The organism is Sulfitobacter profundi, assembly GCF_042661425.1.
In the GTDB taxonomy this organism is placed as follows: Bacteria; Pseudomonadota; Alphaproteobacteria; order Rhodobacterales; family Rhodobacteraceae; genus Sulfitobacter; species Sulfitobacter profundi.
This window is the reverse complement of the sequence record NZ_JBHSWA010000001.1, coordinates 1,283,296-1,305,893: the sequence shown is the minus strand read 5'-3', so window position 1 is coordinate 1,305,893 and position 22,598 is coordinate 1,283,296. Positions and strand designations below refer to the sequence as shown.

Below are 22,598 nucleotides of genomic sequence, written 5' to 3'. Positions count from 1 at the left end.
CCTACCCGTCCGGGCGGGCAGGCGATGGCCCGGCGCCTGCGGCTTGATTCCGGGCCGAGTGTGTTTACCAGTCCGTCGGCCCCTTCTCGGCAAATTCATGCACGAGGAAGTCGATGAACGCCCGCACCTTCGGCTGGGTGAACCGGCCCGGAGGATAGACAGCGTAGATGCCTTGGGTTTCGAGCGGCAGTTCGGGGATGGCATCCTCGACCAACCCTTTCTCCATCGCATCGGCGTAAAGAAAGCTTGGCAGATAGGCGATCCCCAGTCCCGAAATCGCGGCGTTCAAAAGGCTCTGCCCGTCATTGACCGACAGCCAGCCCGCCGTGCGGACCTGCCGCTTTTCACCCGAAGGTGCGGTCAGTTTCCACACATTGCCAGACGACTGGTTCGAGTAATGCAGCAGCTTGTGATTGTTCAGATCATCGATCTTTTCCGGCCGCCCGTACTGCTCGAAATACTTCGGGCTGGCGATCATGCGTTTGGTCGTCTCGGTCAGCTTGCGCGCGCGCAGGGTGCTGTCCTCCAACTCTCCGATGCGCACGGCCATGTCGAACCCTTCCGAGATCAGCTCAACGTAGCGGTTGTTCAGCACCATGTTCACCGTGATGTCGGGAAAGTCCTGCAAGAACTCCGACAAAGCGGGCGACAGGTGATTGACGCCGAAATCCGTCGCCACCGAAATCCGCAACAGCCCCGAGGGCGCGGATTGCATCGAGGTGACCAGCGCATCGGCCTCGCCTGCGTCGTTCAGCACGCGGCGGGCGCGGTCGTAATAGGCCAGCCCGATCTCCGTGGGCGACACGCGGCGGGTGGTACGGTTAAGCAACCGCGCCCCCAAGCGGGCCTCAAGTGAGGATACATGCTTTGAGACGGCGGATTTCGAGATCCCCATCTTCTTGGCAGCATCTGTAAAGCCGCCTTGATCCACCACTGTGGCAAACGCTTCCATTTCCGTAAGGCGGTCCATTGCCTGTCCCTTCGCATTGATCTTGTTGCCCTCAGGTATGGGCGGCAATTCAGGCAGGATCGGGGCAGAGGCAAGACAGTCCCGTGGTCTTTGCAGGGATCGTTCATGGCATGGAAACGGCAGAACAATCCGTTTCCGAGGGGCTTACAGCCAGCGCAGCCATTTCAGAACCGCCAGCATGAGCGCGGCGAGGCCCACCATGGCAAGGCAAAGGACGGCAAAGGCGCGCGGATCGTCCACGCCGGGCATCCCGCCGACGTTCACGCCGAAAAGCCCGGTTAGAAACCCCAGCGGCAGGAACACGGCGGCGGCGATCGACAGCACATAGCCATGGCGCGCTTGGCGTTGGGCGACTTGGTTGTCGTGTTCGTCCTGTACCGTGACAATGCGCTCTTGCAGGGCGTCCAGTTCCTCCACCACGATGGCGGTGCGGTTGGCCAACTCGCGCAGCTTCATCGAATCGACATTCGGGATCAGCGGCAGGTCTAGGTCCGCCAACCGTTCCAACGCGCTGCGCTGCGGGGCGAGGTAGCGTTCGAGTTTGATCGTGCTGCGGCGGGTGACGGGCAGGTCTTTGGGCGGCGGGGTGCTGAGGTCTTCGAGGTCGGTTTCGTAGAAAGCCGTGCGGTCCGCCAGCCGCGCCACTTCGATCTGCACCCGTGCGGTCAACCTTGAGACCAGCGCTTCGAGGAAGGCCGAAGGCCGGGGCGGGGCGTTGCTCTGGGCGGCCAGCGCGCGCAATTCGTCGATGGCAAAGACCCGGCGCATCCGCACAGTAATCACCACCGCATCCGTCACCCACATCCGGACCGAGACCATCTGGTCGGCCTGCTGCCCTTCGTTCAGGTTGATGCCACGCAGATTGAGGATCAGACCGTCCTCATATTCATCGCAGCGCGGGCGCGTTTCGGGTTGCAGCAATGCACCCGCCGGGATCTCGGGCAGGTGTTCGGCCAGCCATGGTGCCAGCGCGGGATCGGCCATGTCGAAATGCCACCAACGGTAGCGCGCAGGCCCGGTCAGTTGGGTGTCTTCGGGCACCGTGGTGGTGCCGTCATCAGATATGTCAAAGACGCAGAGGGGCATGGTCACCTATTGGCTGGCAAAAGCGGTCAGGCGATTTAGCGGGTTGCGCGCGCCGGGTGCAAGGGCGCGCGCAGTGCGGGTGCTAAAGGGCAGCAGCCAGACGTGTGCCCTGATTGATCGCGCGTTTCGCGTCAAGCTCTGCCGCCACATCGGCGCCGCCGATCACATGACAGGCGGTGCCGCTGGCCTCTAGGGTGTCGGCAAGGCTGCGGTCAGAGAGTTGCCCGGCGCAGAGGACGATGGTGTCGGCCTCGATCAGCGTGGGGTTCTCCCGCGCCTCGCCAAAGGAAATGTGCAGCCCCTGTTCGTCGATACTTTCGTAGTTCACACCCGCGATCATCTTCACGTTGCGCATAGTGAGAGAGGCGCGGTGAATCCAGCCCGTGGTTTTGCCCAAACCTTTGCCGGGTTTGCTGGTCTTGCGTTGCAGCATGGTGATCTGCCGCGCAGGCGCGGGGGCTGTGGCCCTTCGGGGGCCAGCCCGCTGCGATGCTCGCCCGGATCGGTGACACCCCATTCGCGCATCCATTCTGGCAGGTTCAGCGTGCTGCTCTCGCCATCGTGGACAAGGTGTTCAGACACATCGAAGCCGATACCGCCCGCCCCGATCACGGCGACCCGCTGGCCGACCTTTGCCGTGCCGTTCAGCACATCGATGTAGCTGACCACGTTGTCGCCGCCTTGGCCGGGGATTTGTGGGTCACGCGGCACAACGCCGGTGGCGATGATGACCTCGTCGAAGCCGCGAAGCGCGTCCGCCGTGGCCTCGGTCTCAAGCTGCACGGTCACGTCGTGGACCTTGAGCATGGTGCGGTACCAATCGACCAAGCCCCAGAATTCCTCTTTTCCCGCCACTTGCTTGGCGAGGTTGAGTTGCCCGCCGATCTCGCTCGCGCGGTCTATCAAGGTGACCTTATGGCCGCGCTCGGCAGCAGTAATCGCGGCGGACAAGCCCGCAGGGCCAGCACCGACCACGGCCACGGATTTCGCCGCCGCTGCCGGTTCGATCCGCAATTCCGTCTCATAGCAGGCGCGCGGGTTTACAAGGCAGGTAGAGATCTTGCCGCCGAAAGTATGGTCGAGGCAGGCTTGGTTGCAGGCGATGCAGGGGGCAATCCGCTCAGCCTGACCGGCCTTGGCCTTGGCAAGGAAATCGGCATCGGCCAGCATCGGCCGCGCGAGGCTGACCATATCGGCGCAGCCCTCCGCCAGCACCTCTTCGGCGACCTCGGGCGTGTTGATCCGGTTCGAGGTGATCAGCGGGATGCCCACCTTGCCCATCAGCTTTTTCGTAACCCACGCAAAGGCCGCGCGCGGCACCGAAGTGGCGATGGTGGGGATGCGCGCCTCGTGCCAGCCGATGCCGGTGTTGATGATATTGGCGCCCGCCTTCTCGACCTCTTGGGCCAGTTGCACGACCTCCTCAAAGGTCGATCCGTTGGGGATGAGGTCGATCATCGACAGCCGGTAGATCAGGATGAAATCTTCGCCCACCGTTTCGCGCACCCGGCGCACCACCTCCAGCGGCAGGCGCATGCGGTTCTCATAAGACCCGCCCCAGCGGTCCTCGCGCTTGTTGGTATGGGTGACGAGGAACTGGTTCAGAAAGTAGCCCTCCGAGCCCATGATCTCTACCCCATCATAGCCCGCCTCTCGCGCGCGCAGGGCGCAGGCGGCGATGTCGGCGATCTGTTTCTCGATGCCTTCCTCGTCGAGCTCCTTGGGCGCGAACATGGAGATGGGGGATTTGATCGCGCTTGGGGCCACGCATTCGGGGGTAAAGGCATAGCGGCCCGCGTGGAGAATCTGCATGGCGATCTTGCCGCCCGCTTCATGCACCCGCTGGGTGATGATGCTGTGGTTGTCCACGTCCTTCTGGCTGACCATCATTGCCGCCCCATGGGCCACGGCACCTTCGCGGTTCGGCCCGATGCCGCCGGTGACCATCAGCCCCACATCGCCCCGCGCCCGTGCCGCATAGAACTCCGCCACGCGGTTCCAGTCGCCGGTTTCCTCCAGCCCGGTATGCATCGACCCCATCAGCAAACGGTTCTTCAGCGTGGTAAAACCAAGGTCGAGCGGGGCAAGCAGGTGGGGGTAATCGGACATGGCTTTACCTTTCTGGGTGGGCTGGGTCACTGTGACACCATCGGAAACGGCAGGGCAAGTCACGCGAAACGCCGCGTCATCCGCGCGGCTCACGGCGGGTCAAGACAGAGGTGTTGGATGGGGCTGGGAGGGGTAGCGCTGCGCTCTATGACTGGGTCGAGCAGGCAGCGATTGCCGAAGGGCGAGGCCCGGCTGTCGACCCATGCCAGCCTCCTGATGGCGCGCCCTGCCTTTGAGGCTATGGGCTTTCGTGTTATCGCAGCAGAGCGCATCGCACGGTCAGGTGAATATCTGGACCGCTTTGAAATGGAGAAGATACTGACATGACCCCCGAAGAGATTGCCAAACTGCCCTACCGTGCTTGCGTCGGCGTGATGCTGGTGAATGCTGAGGGCGAGGTCTTTGTCGGCCAGCGGCGCGACCGGGATCAGGACGCTTGGCAGATGCCCCAAGGCGGGGTGGACAAGGGCGAGGCCGCGCCCGATGCGGCCCTGCGCGAGTTGGAGGAAGAGACCGGCATCCCCCGCGATCTGGTGCGGATCGAGGCCGAGACCTCACGCTGGCTGCCCTATGATCTGCCGCATGAACTGGTGCCCAACATCTGGAAAGGGCGCTACCGGGGGCAGGAACAAAAATGGTTCCTCATGCGTTTTCTGGGGCAGGACGATCAGGTCAATATCCAGACGGCCGAACCTGAATTCTCGGAATGGCGTTGGATGCCCGCAGATCAACTGGTCGCGAATATCGTGCCGTTCAAACGCGCGGTATACACGGCAGTTCTTGAAGAGTTTGAGGAGAAGTTATGACACGGATCATCGCCTGCGCCCTCGCCACCTTGGCCCCGCTGCCTGCGCTTGCGCTTAGTTGTCTGCCCCATTCGGTTGAGGCGACCTATCAACGTGCGGCCAAGGCCGAAGAGAGCTATGTCGTGGTGCAGGGGCGTCTGACCTTTGACGCTGCCGCCTTGCCAAAGACCGGCAAAGTCGGGAGCAACCCGCCCGAAGAGACGCCGCTCCGGGCGCAAATCAGCGGCAAGGCGTTGTCGGAAGGGGGCTTTGACGTGCCCTTTGACCAGCCGTTGATGCTCAACGTCCTGTGTTTCGGCCCGTGGTGCGGCTCTGCCGAGGAAGGGGACGTTCTGGCCTTTCTCGAACGCAAACCGGATGGGGCCTATGCACTGGAAAGCAACCCCTGCGGCGGCGACCTCTTTGGTTCGCCGAAGCCTGCAATGGTCGACAAGGTGATCGCTTGTTTCCAAGGGGCAGAGTGCACGCCGGTTCGGTGATCCGGCGGCAGTTTTTACCCTTCGCCGTTCCTACCCTTCGATCAGCGGCACTTGCGGCGCCGCATCGCGCGGCAGCAGGCCGGTCAGGCGCGGATCGTCGTCGATCTCGACCTGACGGCGAACGGGGGTGAAGCCTGAGCGCACATAAAACCCAAGCGCCTGCGGGCTGTCGTTAGTGCAGGTGTGCAGGTGCAGCCGGGTGATCGGCTGTTCCCAGGCCAGGGTGATCGCTTGGTTCATCAGATACCGCCCTGATCCACTGCCAATCAGCGCCGAGGTCAGCCCGAAATAGGCCAGTTCGCAGGTGCCATCTTCGGGGAAGTTCAGCTCTAGCAGCGCCTCGTCCTTGCCATCGCGGGTCAGTGTATAGAAGGCCCGTGCCGGGTCTTGCAGCACCGCGGTGAGAGCTGCGTCATCCAGTTTGAGCCGCCCGTACCAGAGCCAATCCATCCCGACGCGCCGGAAAATGTCGCGAAACCAGTCGAGCGTCGGTGTGACCTTCCGAAAGGTGACTCCCTCTGGCAGGGGCACCTCCCGCAGGCTGGGTTTGGCGTCCATTTCCAAATGGGTCACCACCACCGCAAGTTTGCCGGGGGAACATCGTGAAAGCCGCTTTCAATCATCAGACCAGCCCTTCGGCCTTGAACAGGGCCATGATGTCAGTCTGGGGGCGGGGGCCGATGTGGCGGATCACCTCGCCTGCGCAGATGTTGCCCATGCGGCCACAGGTCTCCAGATCGCGGCCCGTGGCGAGACCATAGAGGAAGCCCGCCGCGAATTGGTCGCCTGCGCCCGTGGCATCCACCGGCACGACCTTTTCGACCGGCACGTCGACACGTTCCTCGCCCCGCACCAGCGTGACCCCGTCGCCCGACCGGGTGCAGACCACCAGCGGGCAAATCTCGGCGGTTTTGGCCAGCGCGGCTTCGGTATCGTCGGTTTCCCAGAGGGCGCAGATCTCGGCCTCGTTGCCGATGACATAGCCCAGATCGTTCTTGATCAGCGCGAGGAAATCATCGCGGTGACGCTCCACACAGAAGGGATCGGAGATGGCGATCCCCGCCATGCCGCCACCCGCCGTCGCCGCGCGCGCGGCCTCGCGGAATGCGGTTTTGCCGGCACCGTGGTCAAAAAGATAGCCTTCGAGGAACATCAGCTTGGCCTTCTCCGTCACCGCCTGCGGCACATCAGCCGAGGTCAGCCCGGTCGAGATGCCGAGGTAGGTGTTCAGCGACCGCTCCCCATCCGGGGTGACAAAGATCATGCAGCGCGAGGTGGGGTTCTCCCCTTCGGTCACCGGGGCGTTGACGAAATCAATGCCGATGTCGGTCATCGCCTTGGCATAGAACTGGCCCAACTCATCATCGCGCACCCGGCCGATGAAGGCGGTCTTGAGGCCCAGCGCGCCCGCGCCCGCGACGGTATTCGCGACCGAGCCGCCCGGCGTCTGCACCCGGTCTTGCATCGCTGTATAGAGGTCTTCGGCGCGGTCACGTTCGATCAATTGCATGATGCCTTTTTCGATGCCGTTCTCGGCAAGGAATGTGTCATCGGCATGGGAGATCACGTCGACGACGGCGTTGCCGATGCCAACCACTTCGTATTGGGTCATTCTGTCTTGTCCTCGTATTGGCACAGGTCACGGATGATACAGGTGCGGCACAGCGGTTTGCGTGCCTTGCAATGATAGCGGCCATGCAGGATCAGCCAGTGATGGGCATGACGCTGGAAATCAGCGGGGATGTTGTCTTCGATGGCGCGCTCGACTGTGTCGACGGTTTTGCCCGGCGCGATGCCGGTGCGGTTGCCAACGCGGAAGATATGCGTGTCCACCGCCTGCGCGGGCTGGCCCCACCACATATTGAGCACCACATTCGCCGTTTTGCGCCCCACCCCCGGCAGCGATTGCAGTGCCGCGCGAGAGTTCGGCACCTCGCCGCCATAGTCATCAACAAGGATTTGGCTCAGTTTGATGACGTTCTTGGCTTTCTGACGGTAGAGGCCGATGGTCTTGATATGGTCGATCAGCCCCTCAACCCCCAGATCCAGCATCTTCTGCGGGGTGTCGGCGATCTTGAACAACTCGCGCGTGGCTTTGTTGACGCCCGCATCGGTCGATTGCGCGCTCAACGCCACGGCCACAACCAGCGTATAGACGTTCACATGTTCCAACTCGCCCTCGGGCTCAGGCTCTGCCTGCTGGAAGCGTGCGAAGATCTCGCGGATGGTATGATAATCAAGTTGGCGGGCCATGGCTCTGGGTATGCGATGAATGACGCGGCAGGGCAAGCGGGGGCGGGCTGCGATACATTGGCGCAAGAAACGGGTCGCGCGGGGGCAGGGGCGTGGCTAATCTAGGGGCATGACACAGATCGCACAGATATCCCCCGCGCCCGAAGATCAGGGTTACCACTATCAGGTGATGCGCCGCGCCATCGCCCTGATCGACGAGGCCGAAGACCCCAAGCAACTGGACTGGATCGCCGGGGAAATGGGCATGTCCGCCGCGCATTTCCAGCGGCTGTTCTCGCGCTGGGTGGGGGTGTCGCCCAAGCGCTACCAGCAATATCTGATGCTGGATCAGGCCAAGGTCATGCTGCGCGATCACTTCACTACATTGGCGGCGGCGCATGAGTTGGGGCTATCAGGCAGCGGGCGGTTGCATGATCTGTTCCTGCGCTGGGAGGCGATGAGCCCCGGTGAGTTCGCCCGCAAAGGCGCAGGGCTGACGATCTATTGGGGATGGTTTGACAGCCCCTTTGGCCCGACACTGGTGATGGGCACCGACAAAGGCATCTGCGGCTTGGCACTTTCGTCGGAGGTGGGAGAGGACGCAGCGATGGAGGACCTTTGCAGCCGGTGGCCGCTGGCTGAGTTCGTCGAAGCACCCGACCGGCTGCGCCCATGGGTCGACACCGCGTTTGGGATGCAGAAAGACCCCGAAGCGAAGGCACCGCTCTATCTCATCGGTGCGCCGTTTCAGATCAAGGTTTGGGAGGCGCTATTGAGCATCCCGTCGGGGCAGGTGACCACCTATTCCGAAATTGCGCAGACCGTCGGCAGCCCCCGTGCCGTGCGCGCCGTAGGCACGGCGGTGGGGCGCAATCCGGTGAGTTGGCTGATCCCCTGTCACCGCGCGCTGCGCAAAAGCGGCGGTTTGGGCGGCTATCACTGGGGTCTGCCGGTGAAACGGGCGATGCTGGCCTTTGAATCCGCGCGGGCAGAAGCGCAAACTCCCCCATCTGGGCGGGTTTCTGCCGAATAAAGGTTATATGTAATGTTCGCGGGAACATTGAGTGCCTATATTGCGTTCACGTCAAGATGCCCCGCCCGAACGGGGCCCGCAAACATGAAGGCAGTAGACATGATTTCTTCGAAGATGACTTTGGCCGCCGCTCTGGCCGGCGCGATGACACTGGGTGCGTGTACGCAGCCACTGCAGCCCGGCAATGGCGATCCCAACCAGCGGACCAAGAATGGCGCTTTGATCGGTGCGGGCGTCGGGGCCCTTGCCGGTGCGATTTCCGAAGGTGACGGCAAAGGCGCCCTGAAAGGCGCTTTGATCGGCGGCACGATCGGCGCGGGCGTGGGTTACTCGCTTGATAAGCAAGAGGCCGAGTTGCGCGCCGCGATGGACAGCCGTGTGGTCATTACCAACACCGGCGACCGTCTGATCGTGACCCTGCCGCAGGATATCCTGTTCGCGACCGACAGCACCAACGTATCGCCCGCCCTGCGTGACGATCTGGCCGCGCTGGCGCAGAACGTGAACGTTTATCAGAACTCCACCCTGCAGGTCGTCGGCCACACCGACAGCGATGGCGAAGCGGCGTATAACCAGCAGCTTTCCGAGCGTCGCGCACAGGCTGTTGGCAACATCCTGCTGTCCAACGGCGTGCCGCAGCAGCGTTTGCAGACCTTTGGCCGCGGCGAAAGCCAGCCAGTGGCGAGCAACCTGAGTGCCGCAGGCAAGGCGCAGAACCGCCGGGTCGAGATCGTGATCCTGCCCAACGCGCGCTAAGCCGCGACCCGTTGGGAACGGTATTGAACCCCGGCCACTGGCCGGGGTTTTTCTTTGGCCTAGAGGTTATCGCCAACCCTAAAGCCCTCGGGGATGGCATCGCGCCCTTCGAGCAGCAGATCGGCCATCACCTCTGCCACTTTGGGGGCCATACCAAAGCCAATTTTGAACCCGCCATTGGCAATATACTGCCCCGGCCTGCCGGGCCATGCGCCCAACATTGGCGCGCGGCTGCGGCTGCGGGGGCGCAGCCCGGCCCAGCGTTCGATCACCGGCGCGTCTTGCAAGGCGGGCACCGCCGCGCGGGCCTTGGCGATCACCGCGTCAAGCTGTGCATCGGTGCTGTCGGGGCTGTCATATTCGCGTTCTGTCGTGCCGCCGACTGCCACCGTGCCGTCGAGATGCGGGATGACATGCACCCCATCGGCAAAGAGTTGCGCCGCGCCGCCTCGGTCCAGTTGCAACAGCGCGGCTTGCCCCTTGATGCCTGCGCCAACCAGACGCGGGTGATTTGTGTTGAGCGCCTCCAGCCCGGCCACGCCCGTGGCCCAAAGAACTTTGCCTTGATCCGGGCCTTCGCTGATTATCTCGACGCCCTTTGCCGCCAATGCTGCGACCAGTGCGTTGCAGCCGTGGCGCGGGTGGACGAGTGCACTCAGCGTGTCGCGGATCAGCCAGCCGGTGGGGCTTGCGGGGGCCCAAGCGTCCTCCTCGGCACGGATAACCTCCCACTGCGCGCGTCCTTGCCAAAGCGCCGCCGCCGTGGCTTCCCGTTGTCGGGCGAGGGCCAGCGCCGCTTCATCCGCGACAGGCTGCAGGCGCCCGCTGCGGATATACCCCGGCGCGACGCCTCCTGTGGCTGCGACCTCGCCCCAGAATGCCTCAGCGCTCAGAAGGCTGTCGAGTTGAAACGCTTTCTTGGCGTTCCAATTCTCTGGCACATGCGGCGCCAGCGCGCCGACGATCCCGCCCGACGCGCCTGCCGCCGGCCCGGCAGGGTCCACCACCTGCACCGATGCGCCGCGCAGAGCGCAGGCCCAAGCCACCGACAGGCCAAAAATCCCGGCCCCTCTTACGGTTACATCCACCATTGCCATTCCCCGCCAGCTTGCGCAGTGTCTGCGCGACTTCACTCCCCTCTAGCAGGACGTACCGTGCCAGACCAGAATGCCCAGATCACGTGGCGCGAGGGCCAAGTGCCCGTCTCGACCCAGTTCGATGATCCCTACTTCAGCCTAGAGGACGGCGCGGCGGAAACGGCCTATGTCTTTCTGGCGGGCAATGACCTGCCAGAGCGTTTTCGCCCCGGTTTTCACATCGCCGAACTGGGCTTTGGCACCGGGCTGAACCTGCTGCTGGCGTGGGACGCATGGATGCGCGCGGGCCACGAAGGGCCGCTGCATTTCACCAGTTTCGAAGCCTACCCAATGCGGCCTGAGGATATGGCGCAGGCCCATGCGGCCTTTCCCGCGCTTGACGGGCGGCGTGATGCGCTGACAGCGGCGTGGGATGGCACCGGCGGCGTGTTGGAACTGCCCGGCCTGCGGGCAGAGATCATCATCGGCGATGCGCGGCAAGCCCTTCCCGCTTGGCAGGGGCAGGCCGATGCTTGGTTCCTCGACGGGTTTTCGCCCGCCAAGAACCCTGAGTTGTGGGGCGATGCTCTGATGGCCGAGGTTGCCCGTCACACCACGCCGGGCGGCACCGCCGCGACCTATACCGCCGCAGGCTTCGTGCGCCGCGCGCTTGGCGCAGGCGGATTCGAGGTCACCCGCATCCCCGGCTATGGCCGCAAACGCCACATGACCCGCGCGCGGATGCCAGCATGAGCCAGTCTAGCGTGCCTCAATCCAACAACATCCCGCTTGGCATCATGCTGATGATCGCCACGACAATGGTCTTTGCCGTCCAAGATGGGCTGTCGCGCCATCTGGCCGAGAACTACAATGTGCTGATGGTGGTGATGATCCGCTATTGGTTCTTTGCCGCTTTCGTTATCGCGCTGGCTCTGCGCAAGGCGGGTGGCATCCGCAAGGCCGCCGCGACCACGCAGCCTGCGGTGCAGATCCTGCGTGGCGTGCTGCTGTCGGCGCAGATTTGTACGATGGTGCTTGGCTTTACGATCCTTGGGTTGGTGGAAAGCCATGCTGTCTTCACCTGTTATCCACTGCTGGTAGCGGCGCTCTCGGGCCCGATCTTGGGTGAAAAGGTCGGCTGGCGGCGGTGGGCCGCGATTGGTGTGGGGTTCATCGGGGTGCTGGTGATCCTGCAACCGGGGCTGCGGGTGGTGGACCCTGCCGCCGCGATCCCGCTGGCGGGGGCGGCGATGTTCGCGGTCTACGGGCTGCTCACCCGCTATGTTGCGCGGCGTGACAATACGGCGACGAGTTTCTTCTGGACCGGCGTGACCGGGGCGGCGGTGATGACCGCCGTGGGCGTCTGGTTTTGGGAGCCGATGACACCGGGCAACTGGCTGTTGATGGGCACGCTCTGCATCACCGGGGTGACGGGCCACTGGCTGCTGATCCGCTGTTATGAGGTTGCCGAGGCGAGCGCCGTGCAGCCCTTCGCCTATACGCAGCTGATCTTTACAGTGATCATCGGCCTGTCGGTCTTTAACGAAGTGCTGCGCCCGAGCGTGGTGCTGGGCGCAGGCATGATCGTGGCGGCGGGGCTGTTCACCCTATGGCGCGAACGCCTTCAGCGTCGACCCGGTTAACTCTTCGCTAAAGGGGATCGGCAGCGGGTCTTTCCCCAGACGGGCGCGGTAGACGGGCAGGCTTTCGGTCACCCGCATCACGTAGTTCTGCGTCTCGCGGAAGGGGATCATCTCAATCCAATCGACAATGTCGATTTCACCTTTGCGCGGGTCGCCATAGGTCGACATCCAGCGGCGCGGGCGGCGGGGGCCCGCGTTATAGGCGGCTGACATCATGGATACGTTGCCGTCAAACTGCCCGGCCATCTGCGACAGGTAAGTCGCCCCAAGCCGTGCATTGTAGTCGGGGTCGGCGGTCAGGCGGTCTGTGGTGTGCTGGCTAGAGATGCCCAGATCGCGTGCCACGTCTTTCGCCGTGGCGGGCATGATCTGCATCAAGCCCCGCGCGCCGACGCCGCTTTGGACGTTCGGGTCAAACTCGCTTTCGCGGCGCGCGATGGCGAGGGTCATTTCGGTGGCCATTGGCAGGTCTTTCTCGACCAGACTGTGCAGCGCGTAATAGGGGCGGGCACTTCCAACCCGCGCTGCGCCGCGCGTTTGCCGATCATCACCGCGAGATGCGGCTGGCCTGCGTCAATTGCCGCCTGCCCCAGCAGGGCGATGTCTTCGGGCACCAGTTGCTCTGCCAGATGGGTCCAGAACCGCTCTGCGGTGGACAGCTCACCCGAGGCTTGCAACAGCAGCCCGGCTTCGAACAAGGGCGCGCGGGCGAGCGGGGATGTTCGCCAGTCTTGGGCAGGGGCCGCGCCCGTTAGCTTTTCGTCGAAGGGAATGCCGCCCCGCTCAGCGGCCAGCAGCCCATAGAAGGATGTCTGATATTTCGCCCCCATGGCATAGGCCTTGGCAGCGCCTTCGGCATCGCCCATCGCCTCCAGCGCGCGGCCTTGCCAATAGCCGGCGCGGCCTTGGCTGATCGGGGATTCCACGGCGTTATCGTGGTTTTGAAAGTGGCCCAACGCAGTCGTTGGGTCGTTCAGAAAGCGCAGCGCGATATAGCCCGAAAGCCACTCAAGGTCCGCGTAGTTCGAGCCGTCGGTCAGGAAGTGTTGCGAGGCCAGCCGGTAGGCGGTTTTGGCGTCGCCATTGCGCATCTCGTCCCGCGCCAAGGCGCGGCGGCGGTTGGCCCAAGCGGGGGCTGGCCCAGCCCCACAGCCGAGGTCGACTTTGCCAGCATCAATGCCTTGGCGTCATCGCGCAGCCCTTTGCGCATCCGCCACTCAAAGCGGTCATGTGCCAGCCCCGGCGCATCGGCCTTTGATGCAGGCAGGGCGTCGATCTTGGTGTTTACATCGCTTTCTAGCTTTTGCAGGGCGATGCGCGTCTCGGCCAGTGCCTTGTCGGCGCTGGAAACCAGATCGAACATCTGCCGCGCTTCGGAATGCTCGCGCTGCCAGAGCATCTCTTCGAGGCGCGCCGCGTGATGCGGGGCTAGAAGGCTGCTGTGTGCGTCAACGAACAATTCCTGACTGGTGGCGTTCATCGGCATGGTGCGCCACGCCAGAACGAGGTTCGCCTCGGCCTCGCCGCGCTGGCCGCTGTCGATCAGTGCCTTGGCATGGGCCAGCACCCCGCGCGGGGTCTGCGGGGCCATGGCCGAAAAGAAATCCAGTATGTCGTCTTGGGACTGCTTGATCACCGCCTCTTCGGTCTGCCGACGCAGATATGCCTCACCGGGCCAATCGGGCCTGCGGTTCAGAAAGTCACGCGCTTCGGCATAAGTACCCCGCCCGGCGCGCAGGCGGTGCCATTCGATCACATCGACGGCGGCCTGCCCATCGCGGGCGGCCAAGGCCGCAGCCGCGTCCCAATTGCCGCTGCGCATCGCGTCCATCGCCCAGCCCAAAGGGCGCGGGCGCTGCGCTTCCGCAGGCACGGTCAGGACAAAAACACTCATGAGAATCGCCATCAGGCGCGTCATCGCTTGCATTTCCTACGTCTCCGAGGCTAGAGCCTTGCAACATATGGCTCGGGCGACGTTTATCAAACATTAGTCCCCGCAAAAGTCTTCATCCAGTCCGGTTTCCGCCGGCCAGCACTTAAGGAGCGTGCACATGTTCAAAGGCTCTCTGCCTGCCCTCGTCACGCCGTTTCGCAACGGCGCGCTGGATCTGGATACGCTCAAGAAACTTATCGAATGGCACATCGGCGAAGGGTCGAGCGGACTTGTCCCCGTCGGCACCACCGGCGAATCCCCGACGCTGAGCCATGCCGAGCATGAGACCGTCGTCGAAGAGGTGGTCAAAGCCGTCGCTGGGCGCATCCCGGTGATTGCCGGTGCCGGGTCGAACAATACGGTCGAAAGCATCCGTCTTGCCCGCCACGCCGAAAAGGTCGGCGCCGACGCGCTGCTGGTGGTGACGCCCTATTACAACAAACCCACGCAACGCGGGTTGGTGGCGCATTTCACCGCCGTGCACGACTGCTGTGAACTGCCGATCATCATCTATAACATCCCCGGCCGTTCGGTCGTGGATATGCTGCCCGAGACGATGGGCGAGTTGGCCCAGCTGCCGCGCATCGTCGGCGTGAAAGACGCCACCGGCGATCTGGCGCGCGTTAGCGATCAGCGCATCACCTGCGGCCCGGATTTCTGCCAGCTGTCCGGCGAAGACGCCACCGCGCATGGGTTCAACGCCCAAGGCGGCGTTGGCTGTATCTCGGTCACCGCCAATGTCGCACCGCGTCTTTCCGCGCAGATGCAGGCGGCCTGCCTTGAGGGCGATTACGCCAAGGCGTTGGAATTGCAGGACCGTCTGATGCCGCTGCACAAGGCGATCTTTACCGAGCCGGGGCTGGTTGGCGTGAAATACGCCATGTCGCGGCTGGATCTCTGTTCCGACGAGGTACGTCTGCCGCTGACAGAGCTGACGGACCCGACCAAGGAACTAGTCGATGCGGGTCTGCGTCATGCCGGTTTGATGAACTAAGCCTGCTTTTTAAGCTGTGAATTTGAATGCAAGAGGGGTGGAGACACCCCCTCTTTTGCGTTCAGCGTTTGCCGTAGTAGATGCCGACCACATGTTCCGCCTGCGCAAAGAACAGCCAGCGGGAGGTCAGCACCCCCGCCGCGTGGCTGAGCACCGCGAGGGCAGCGGCAAGGTGGTGGAACACGGGCGACAAAAGCAGCAGAAGCGGCAGCAGCACCATCAGCGTGATCGCGATCACCCGCAGCTTCAGCGCGTGTTTGCGCCCGATCTGATAAACGAACTCTCGCAGCAGGTAGTTGCTGCCTGTATGCGGCGGCTCAAAGGCGCGGACGCTGCCGATATTGCCGAGCCGCGTTGCTGTCGCGATATCGGTGCCCGAGGCCGCCAGCGCCCGATCCCCGTGCCACCAAGTGGCGATCTGCACCGCCCCCGCCAGCGCCAGCAGGACCATCGCCGCCGTCACCTGCCCCGCCAGCAGGGCACCGCCCGCGATGCTGAGCGACAGGAAATTCAGCGGCGTCATCACGCTGTGCCAGCGCGGCACCGTCTTCATCTGGGTATAGATCATCGCCGTGGTCAGCACCGTCAGCAGCGACAATGCCGCACCAAGCAGCCCCAGCGGCCAAAGCCGCGTGTCGTAAAACACCAGCCCCGCGCCATAGACCGCCATGGTGAGCAGGGCCGCTACCGAGGCCCAAGCCTCACGGCTAAGCCAACTGCTGCGCCACTGGGTGAAAGCCTTGAGCGCGCGTTCGGGATGGCCAAGGTGGAAGGTCGAAGCGATCAACCCGCCCACCGCCAGCAGATAGGCCAGCGCGAAAAAGACGAAGGCTACCCAGCCGGTCACAGTGGGCAGGCCGATGCCAAGCCACGCCAGCAGGCCAAACCCCATGCCCGACAGGCTGCTAAACAGAATAACAGAGGGTGCCGGATGCATCAGAGCTTCTCCAAAGTGCGATCAAGCCAGCCGAGGAACCCTTTTGGGCCGCTGTCGATCGGGGCGAGGAAGGGGGCCAACACGTCGATATCGCCGCTGTCCTCTGGGGCTTGCAACTGATCGCGCGGGCGGGGCGGCAGGTATTTATTGACCGGCTTGGTGCCCTGCTCGGGCATCAGGTCCACACCGCCACGCTCGGCCACCAGTTGGCTCACAGCACTTTCGGGGTCGCCCAGATCGCCAAAATGCCGCGCGCCAGCGGGGCAGGTGCGCACGCAGGCGGGCTGGCGGTCTTCTTCGGGCAAGTTCTCGTTATAGATACGGTCGACGCAGAGGGTGCATTTCTTCATCACGCCCGCGGCCTGATCCATCTCGCGCGCGCCGTAGGGACAGGCCCATGCGCAGAGGCCGCAGCCGATGCAGTCGCTTTCATTGACCAGCACGATCCCGTCTTCGACGCGCTTGTAGCTCGCCCCCGTGGGGCAGACGGTGACGCAGGGCGCGTCATCGCAGTGCAGGCAGGATTTCGGGAAGTGGACGAGTTGCGCGGCACCGGCCTCGGGCTGCACCTCATAGCTGTGCACGCGGTTGAGAAAGGTGCCCGACGGGTCCGCGCCATAGGCGTCTTGGTCCGACAAGGGCGCGCCGTAGTTCTCGGTGTTCCAACCCTTGCAGGAGATCACGCATGCATGGCAGCCGACACAGGTATCAAGGTCGATCACAAGGCCGAGTTTGCGGTCGGTCTGTTGTGGGAGCGTGGTCATGGCTAGCGGTCCTGAGGGGTCTTGAGCGGTGCGGCGCGGAGGGAGGCGGTCATTTGCCCACCTTCCACGCGATGTCGCGCGGCGCGGGCGGGACTGGGGAGCGTTGCGGCGGAATTTCCGGCTGCGCCTCGGCAGGGGCGTCGGTCTGTTCGATATGCACTTTAAGGTCGAACCACGCGGCCTGTCCGGTGATCGGGTCGGAGTTCGACCACCGCAAACCGTCGCCTTTGGGTGGCAGCAATTCGTGAATCAGGTGGTTTAGCAAGAAGCCCTTGGTCGCCTCGGGCGCGTCGCGGTCCAGCGCCCATGCGCCTTTGCGTTTGCCGATGGCGTTCCATGTCCAGACCGTTTTGGGGTTCAGGGCCGCCATCTCCATCACCGGCACCGTGATCCCTCCGTGCGGGGAGGTCACGTGCGCCCAATCGCCGTCTTGCAGCCCCTTGGCACGCATGATCGCCGTGGGCAGGTAGAGCGGATTGTGCCCGTGCAATTGCCGCAGCCAAGCGTTCTGACTGCCCCATGAATGGTACATCGCCATGGGCCGTTGGGTGAGGGCGTGGACATCATAGCCCTGCGTGCCTTCAGGGTCGCTTTCATACCAGATTGGCAGGGGCGACATGGTCTGCTTAATCCGCTCGCGCAGATGGTCGGGGGCTGGCGTTTGCCATGCCCTTCGGCGGCCAGTTGAAAGCGCCGCAGCGGCTCGACATAGAGCGAAAACAGATAGGGCTGCGGCGCGTCATAGATGCCCATGCCGACGGCCCAATCTTGATAGGCGGCGTTCCACGGCTTGTAGTAATTCGCGCCCTCGGGGATGTGATTGACGAAGAAACCGCCGTTTTCGATATAGCGGTCGATCTGCTTGGGGTTCGGCGCCCCGCGCCCGGCGTCTTTGCCATCCTCACCGCGGAACCCGGCCAGCGGGCCGATGCCCGGACGGCGTTCGTGGCTGGTGATGTAGTCGGCGTAGTCTTTGTATTTCTGGGTGCCATCCTCGTTCACGAACCCCGGCAGGCCAAGTTTTGTCCCCAGATCACAAAGCGCCGACTGAAAGCCGCGCACATCGCGGTTGGGCTCTACTACGGGCCAACGGATCGCATCGGCGGCGGCGTCGGCCTCGCTGATCGGGCGGTCGAGCAGTGAGATACAGTCGTGCCGTTCAAGGTACGTCGTGTCGGGCAGGATCAGGTCCGCATAAGCCACCATCTCGGAGGAATAGGCGTCGGAATAGATGATCCGAGGGATGACGTATTCGCCATTCTCGTCGGTGTCGGTCAGCATCTCCATCACCCCGCCGGGGTTCATCGAAGAGTTCCACGGCATATTAGCCATATAGAGAAACAGCGTGTCGATCTTATAGGGATCGCCCGCGTGGGCGTTAGAGATCACCATATGCATCAGCCCATGGGCCGACATCGGGTTTTCCCATGTGAACGCCTTGTCGATCCGCGCGGGGCTGCCATCAGCGCGTAGCGCCAGATCGTCGGGGCCTTGAACGAAACCCAGATGCGGCCCGTCGAGCGGCGCATCGGGGGTGGCTTTGCAATGTGGTTTGGGGTGCGCCGTGGCAGGCTTGGGGTAGGGCGGTTTAAAGCGGAACCCGCCCGGCACTTCGACGGTGCCAAGGATGATCTGCAGCACATGCAACGCACGGCAGGTCTGAAACCCATTGGCATGGGCCGAGATGCCGCGCATGGCGTGGAAGGAGACCGGGCGACCTGTCATCGTCTTGTGGTGCTCGCCGCGGAAGTCGGTCCATTCGTGCTCAAGCTCAAAGGCTTCGTCAAAGGCGACGCGGGCCAGTTCGGCGGCAATGGCGCGGATGCGCGAGGCGGGGATGCCACAACGCTCGGCCACGGCTTCGGGGGTATAGTCCTCACCAAGGTATTGCTCGGCCATCTGGTGAAAGACCGGGCGGTGCGTGATGCCCGCCGTTCGGTAGGTGGCGGCAAGGTCGGGGCGCACGCCGGGCTGGTCAAAGGGGTCAGCTTGCCGGTCTTGCGGTCGACCACTAGCGCCTTGCCGTCCGCGTTGCGCAGTTGCAGGCCATACTCGGGCGACTTCGGGTCGCTGTTCAGCAGCACCGGCGCGTCGGTGTAGCGCGCGAGGTAGTCCAAATCGATGCGCCCGGCCTTCATCAGGCAGTGGATCAACGACAGGATAAACAGCCCATCGGTGCCGGGCGTGATGCCGACCCAATCGTCGGCGATGGCGTTATACCCGGTGCGGATCGGGTTCACCCCGATGACCCGCGCACCGCGTTTCTTCAGCTTGCCCAGACCCATCTTGATCGGGTTGCTGTCATGGTCCTCGGCCACACCAAACAGCATGAACAGCTTGGTGTGATCCCAATCGGGCTGGCCAAACTCCCAGAACGCGCCGCCCATCGTGTAGATGCCCGCCGTGGCCATATTGACCGAGCAGAAACCGCCATGGGCCGCGTAGTTCGGCGTGCCGAAGGATTGCGCCCAAAGGGAGGTGAAGCTCTGCGACTGATCGCGCCCGGTGAAGAACGCCAGTTTCTCCGGCGCTTCGCGGCGCAGCGGCTCCAGCCAGTCGGTGGCAATCTGCAGCGCCTCGTTCCAACTGATGCTCTCAAACTCGCCCGAGCCACGCGGGCCGACCCGTTTCATCGGGTTGCGCAGGCGCGCGGGAGAGTTGTGCTGCATGATCCCGGCAGAGCCTTTGGCGCAGAGCACACCTTGGTTCACCGGATGGTCGCGGTTGCCCTCGATATAGGCGACCTTGCCCTTCTTCATATGCACGTTGATGCCGCAGCGACAGGCGCACATGTAGCAGGTGGTCTTGCGAACCTCGTCCGAGACCTTGGGCGACAGATCAAGCGGCGGCTGGGAGTGCGTCATGAGAGGGCGGGGTCTTTCAGCAGGGCGCGCGTTTGGCGCGCGATATGTTTCTCTTCGGCGGCGGGGATGATCCAAGAGGGAATATTTCCCGCCCAGCGAAGGTTTGCAAGAACCTTTTCCCTCACCCCGGAATCGTTTTCGCCGATGCCCCCGGTAAAGGCGATGCCGTCGATCCCGCCCATGGCAGCGATCATCGACCCCGCCTGCCGGGTGATCCAGTAGCAAAAATGGTCACGGGCGAAGCGGGCGGCGTCGCTGTCTGTTTCCGCCAATTGCCGCATGTCGGCAGTGAGGCCCGAAAGCCCCAGCAATCCGCTTTCGTGATGCAGCAGTGTTTGCGCCTCTTCCAGCCCCATGTCGCGCACCAGATGCACCACCGCACCCGCGTCAATCTCGCCCGCGCGGGTGCCCATGGTCAGCCCGCTGAGGGGCGAAAACCCCATGGTGGTGGCGACCGATTGCCCCTCACGTATCGCGCAGAGCGACGCGCCATTGCCCAGATGCAGCGCCAGCAAACGGCGGGGGAGGCCTGTGCCAGTGGTCTCGCGAAAGTTCGCGACGAGGCTTTCATAGCTGATGCCGTGAAACCCATAGCGGCGCAGGGCAGCCGTTTCGGCCCGGTCGGGCAGGGCATAGCGGCGGGCGACATCGGGGTTGGTCCGGTGAAACCCGGTATCGAATGCGGCGACCTGCGGCAGGTCGGGCATGAGGCTGGCCAGCGCGTCGATGGCCCCGAGGTGGTGCGGATTGTGCAACGGCGCAAGCGGCGCGGCGGCGGCGATGGCGGCCCGCACTTTCGGGCTGATCACACAGGTCTCGGCCAAATCCGGCCCGCCATGCACGATACGGTGCGCGGCGGCAGTGAGATCGCCGGTATCGATACCTTCCCCGCGCAGCGCCTCTAGCAGCGCGCGGAAGGCCGTCTGGTGATCCGGCAAGGCGCGCGGCTGCGCTGGTGCAGACCCGACCTGAAGCGCGCCGGTCTGGCCGATGCCCTGCGCCTCGATCCGCAAAACCTCGGTCAACCCGCCGTCAAAGACTGCCGCCTTGATAGACGACGATCCCGCGTTGACGACAAGCACCAGCGCTTGGGTCACGCCTCAGACCTGTTGCGGGCGCATGTCATCCCGGCTGATCCCGGCGACAGAAACGGGTTTCTTCATCGCGTCGCGGCGGAACGGCTCGCCCAGCTCTTGGTTCAGCAGCACCTCGATGAAGGTCGTCTTGCCCTCGTCCATCTGCGCCTTGACCGCGCGGTCCAGCGCGTCGGTCAGCTCATCCATCGACGACACTTGTACGCCCTCGACGCCACAAGCCTTGGCCACTGCGGCATAGCTCACGTCCTGCGCCAGTTCGGTACCGACGAAATTGTCGTCGAACCACAGCGTCGTGTTCCGTTTCTCCGCGCCCCACTGGTAGTTGCGAAAGATCACCATGGTCACGGCGGGCCAGTCGTCGCGGCTGACGCTGACCATCTCGTTCATCGAAATGCCAAAAGCGCCATCCCCGGCAAAGCCCACCACAGGCACATCCGGGCAGGCAATCTTGGCCCCGCAGATCGCCGGGAAACCGTAGCCGCAGGGGCCAAAGAGACCGGGGGCGAGGTATTTGCGGCCTGCCTCAAATGTCGGATAGGCATTGCCGATGGCGCAGTTGTTGCCGATGTCGGAGCTGATGATCGCCTCTTTCGGCAGGGTTTTCTGGATCGCGCGCCATGCCATGCGGGGGGACATCTTTTCCGGTTCGCGGTCGCGGGCACGCTCGTTCCATGTGGTGCCGGGATCGTCGTCCTCGTGATCCATCGAGGTCAGTTCCTGCGCCCAAGCGGATTTGGTCTGGGCGATCAGGTTGCGCCGTTCCTCGCGGCCCGCGTCGCCCGCGCTGTCGCTCAGCCCGTCAAGGATCGTGCGGGCCACCTTGCCCGCGTCGCCGACGATGCCGACGCTGACCTTCTTAGTCAGGCCGATGCGGTCGGGGTTGATATCGACCTGAATGATTTTGGCGTCTTTGGGCCAATAGTCGATGCCGTAGCCCGGCAGGGTTGAAAAGGGGTTAAGCCGCGTGCCAAGCGCCAGCACCACATCGGCCTTGGCGATCAGTTCCATCGCCGCTTTCGAGCCGTTGTAGCCCAGCGGCCCGACCGACAGCGGGTGCGAGCCGGGGAAGGCGTCATTGTGCTGGTAGCCGCAACAGACAGGCGCATCGAGCCGTTCGGCCAGTTTGCGCGCGTCGTCGATCGCGCCGCCGATGACCACACCCGCGCCATTCAAGATCACCGGGAATTTCGCGTTTGAAAGCAGTTCTGCCGCCTCGGCGATGGCGGTCTCTCCGCCGGAGGGGCGCTCGAACTCGACGATGGCGGGCAGGTCGATGTCGATCACTTGGGTCCAGAAATCGCGGGGGATGTTGATCTGCGCAGGGGCGGAGTGGCGTTTGGCTTGCAGGATCACGCGGTTCAGTGTCTCGGCGATGCGGGTCGGGTCGCGCACTTCTTCTTGATAGGCGACCATGTCGCGGAAGAGGGCCATCTGCTCGACCTCCTGAAAGCCGCCCTGACCGATGGTCTTGTTGGCGGCCTGCGGGGTCACCAGCAGCAGCGGCGTGTGGTTCCAATAGGCGGTTTTCACCGGCGTCACGAAGTTGGTAATCCCCGGCCCGTTTTGCGCCACCATCATCGACATCCGCCCCGACGCGCGGGTGAACCCATCGGCCATCATGCCAGAGTTACACTCATGCGCGCCGTCGTAAAAGGTGATCCCGGCGGCGGGGAACAGGTCGGAGATCGGCATCATGGCCGAGCCGATAATGCCAAAGGCCGTGTCGATCCCATGCATCTGAAGGGTTTTGACGAAGGCTTCTTCGGTGGTCATTTTCATGGGGCGATCCTTTGGGCGTGGGGCAAAGCTTGGGGCAAAT

At 63.7% G+C, this 22,598-nt stretch carries 18 protein-coding genes and 3 pseudogenes; 8 read left to right on the top strand and 13 right to left on the bottom strand.

The window, feature by feature from the left end; all coding sequences use genetic code 11:
• Window positions 1-64: 64 nt before the first annotated feature.
• From ACFQAU_RS06925 to ACFQAU_RS06915, 3 genes and pseudogenes are all read right to left on the bottom strand, one after another.
• Complete coding sequence (locus ACFQAU_RS06925) at window positions 65-970, bottom strand: LysR family transcriptional regulator (protein WP_067629295.1); 906 nt, start codon at window positions 968-970, stop codon at window positions 65-67.
• 144 nt (window positions 971-1,114) lie between these two features.
• The gene (locus ACFQAU_RS06920) at window positions 1,115-2,056 is read right to left on the bottom strand and encodes a zinc transporter ZntB (protein WP_132443847.1); all 942 of its coding nucleotides are present in this window, start codon (window positions 2,054-2,056) and stop codon (window positions 1,115-1,117) included.
• 82 nt (window positions 2,057-2,138) lie between these two features.
• Window positions 2,139-4,165, bottom strand: a pseudogene (locus ACFQAU_RS06915) (FAD-dependent oxidoreductase).
• Between the two features lie 171 nt (window positions 4,166-4,336).
• Here ACFQAU_RS06915 and ACFQAU_RS06910 point away from each other — a divergent pair.
• Genes ACFQAU_RS06910 through ACFQAU_RS06900 form a run of 3 tightly spaced genes read left to right on the top strand, consistent with a single transcriptional unit; the run spans window position 4,337 to window position 5,450 of the window.
• Window positions 4,337-4,492, top strand: coding sequence for a GNAT family protein (locus ACFQAU_RS06910; protein WP_162931885.1), 156 nt, complete (start codon window positions 4,337-4,339; stop codon window positions 4,490-4,492).
• Window positions 4,489-4,971 (top strand): RNA pyrophosphohydrolase, encoded by a 483-nt coding sequence (locus ACFQAU_RS06905; RefSeq protein ID WP_132443845.1) that lies wholly within the window; start codon window positions 4,489-4,491, stop codon window positions 4,969-4,971. Before ACFQAU_RS06910 ends, ACFQAU_RS06905 begins: the two co-directional genes overlap by 4 nt.
• On the top strand, window positions 4,968-5,450 hold the full coding sequence (locus ACFQAU_RS06900; protein WP_067629283.1) for a hypothetical protein: 483 nt from the start codon (window positions 4,968-4,970) through the stop codon (window positions 5,448-5,450). The genes ACFQAU_RS06905 and ACFQAU_RS06900 overlap by 4 nt, the downstream gene beginning before the upstream one ends.
• 30 nt (window positions 5,451-5,480) lie before the next feature.
• Here ACFQAU_RS06900 and ACFQAU_RS06895 read toward each other — a convergent pair whose 3' ends face one another.
• Genes ACFQAU_RS06895 through nth form a run of 3 tightly spaced genes read right to left on the bottom strand, consistent with a single transcriptional unit; the run spans window position 5,481 to window position 7,703 of the window.
• Window positions 5,481-6,023 carry a GNAT family N-acetyltransferase gene (locus ACFQAU_RS06895; RefSeq protein WP_386281357.1) on the bottom strand — a complete coding sequence of 181 codons (543 nt, stop codon included), beginning with the start codon at window positions 6,021-6,023 and terminating at the stop codon, window positions 5,481-5,483.
• A 49-nt stretch (window positions 6,024-6,072) separates the two neighbouring features.
• A complete protein-coding gene (locus ACFQAU_RS06890; protein WP_386281354.1) occupies window positions 6,073-7,062 on the bottom strand; it encodes an adenosine kinase in 990 nt (329 codons plus the stop codon).
• Complete coding sequence (nth, locus tag ACFQAU_RS06885) at window positions 7,059-7,703, bottom strand: endonuclease III (RefSeq protein ID WP_132443842.1); 645 nt, start codon at window positions 7,701-7,703, stop codon at window positions 7,059-7,061. The genes ACFQAU_RS06890 and nth overlap by 4 nt, the downstream gene beginning before the upstream one ends.
• Window positions 7,704-7,812: 109 nt before the next feature.
• Here nth and ACFQAU_RS06880 point away from each other — a divergent pair, with 109 nt between their 5' ends.
• Complete coding sequence (locus ACFQAU_RS06880; protein ID WP_067629274.1) at window positions 7,813-8,715, top strand: methylated-DNA--[protein]-cysteine S-methyltransferase; 903 nt, start codon at window positions 7,813-7,815, stop codon at window positions 8,713-8,715.
• A 99-nt stretch (window positions 8,716-8,814) separates the two neighbouring features.
• The gene (locus ACFQAU_RS06875; RefSeq protein WP_067629273.1) at window positions 8,815-9,471 is read left to right on the top strand and encodes a YiaD family glycine zipper/OmpA-like lipoprotein; all 657 of its coding nucleotides are present in this window, start codon (window positions 8,815-8,817) and stop codon (window positions 9,469-9,471) included.
• A gap of 59 nt (window positions 9,472-9,530) precedes the next feature.
• Here the strand turns inward: ACFQAU_RS06875 and ACFQAU_RS06870 are convergent, their stop codons facing one another.
• Window positions 9,531-10,562 (bottom strand): NAD(P)/FAD-dependent oxidoreductase, encoded by a 1,032-nt coding sequence (locus tag ACFQAU_RS06870; protein ID WP_132443841.1) that lies wholly within the window; start codon window positions 10,560-10,562, stop codon window positions 9,531-9,533.
• A 63-nt stretch (window positions 10,563-10,625) separates the two neighbouring features.
• Between ACFQAU_RS06870 and mnmC2 the strand changes: the two genes are divergently transcribed.
• Together mnmC2 and ACFQAU_RS06860 are read left to right on the top strand one after the other, a co-directional pair.
• On the top strand, window positions 10,626-11,300 hold the full coding sequence (mnmC2, locus tag ACFQAU_RS06865) for a tRNA (5-methylaminomethyl-2-thiouridine)(34)-methyltransferase MnmC2 (protein WP_132443840.1): 675 nt from the start codon (window positions 10,626-10,628) through the stop codon (window positions 11,298-11,300).
• Window positions 11,297-12,190: a DMT family transporter gene (locus tag ACFQAU_RS06860; RefSeq protein WP_120351998.1), complete on the top strand. Its 894-nt coding sequence runs from the start codon at window positions 11,297-11,299 to the stop codon at window positions 12,188-12,190. The genes mnmC2 and ACFQAU_RS06860 overlap by 4 nt, the downstream gene beginning before the upstream one ends.
• Here ACFQAU_RS06860 and ACFQAU_RS06855 read toward each other — a convergent pair.
• Window positions 12,155-14,117: pseudogene (locus tag ACFQAU_RS06855) on the bottom strand (transglycosylase SLT domain-containing protein). The gene ACFQAU_RS06860 and the pseudogene ACFQAU_RS06855 overlap by 36 nt on opposite strands.
• Window positions 14,118-14,241: 124 nt before the next feature.
• Here ACFQAU_RS06855 and dapA point away from each other — a divergent pair.
• Window positions 14,242-15,117, top strand: a complete 876-nt coding sequence (dapA, locus tag ACFQAU_RS06850) for a 4-hydroxy-tetrahydrodipicolinate synthase (protein WP_067941085.1) — start codon at window positions 14,242-14,244, stop codon at window positions 15,115-15,117.
• A 61-nt stretch (window positions 15,118-15,178) separates the two neighbouring features.
• Here the strand turns inward: dapA and ACFQAU_RS06845 are convergent, their stop codons facing one another.
• From ACFQAU_RS06845 to xsc, 5 genes and pseudogenes are all read right to left on the bottom strand, one after another.
• Window positions 15,179-16,054: a dimethyl sulfoxide reductase anchor subunit family protein gene (locus tag ACFQAU_RS06845; RefSeq protein WP_132443838.1), complete on the bottom strand. Its 876-nt coding sequence runs from the start codon at window positions 16,052-16,054 to the stop codon at window positions 15,179-15,181.
• Window positions 16,054-16,818, bottom strand: a complete 765-nt coding sequence (locus ACFQAU_RS06840) for a 4Fe-4S dicluster domain-containing protein (RefSeq protein WP_120351996.1) — start codon at window positions 16,816-16,818, stop codon at window positions 16,054-16,056. The genes ACFQAU_RS06845 and ACFQAU_RS06840 overlap by 1 nt, the downstream gene beginning before the upstream one ends.
• 49 nt (window positions 16,819-16,867) lie before the next feature.
• Window positions 16,868-19,682: pseudogene (locus tag ACFQAU_RS06835) on the bottom strand (molybdopterin oxidoreductase family protein).
• Window positions 19,679-20,779, bottom strand: a complete 1,101-nt coding sequence (locus ACFQAU_RS06830; RefSeq protein WP_132443836.1) for an acetate/propionate family kinase — start codon at window positions 20,777-20,779, stop codon at window positions 19,679-19,681. Before ACFQAU_RS06830 ends, ACFQAU_RS06835 begins: the two are co-directional and overlap by 4 nt.
• A gap of 3 nt (window positions 20,780-20,782) precedes the next feature.
• A complete protein-coding gene (gene xsc, locus ACFQAU_RS06825) occupies window positions 20,783-22,558 on the bottom strand; it encodes a sulfoacetaldehyde acetyltransferase (protein ID WP_132443835.1) in 1,776 nt (591 codons plus the stop codon).
• Window positions 22,559-22,598: the final 40 nt, after the last annotated feature.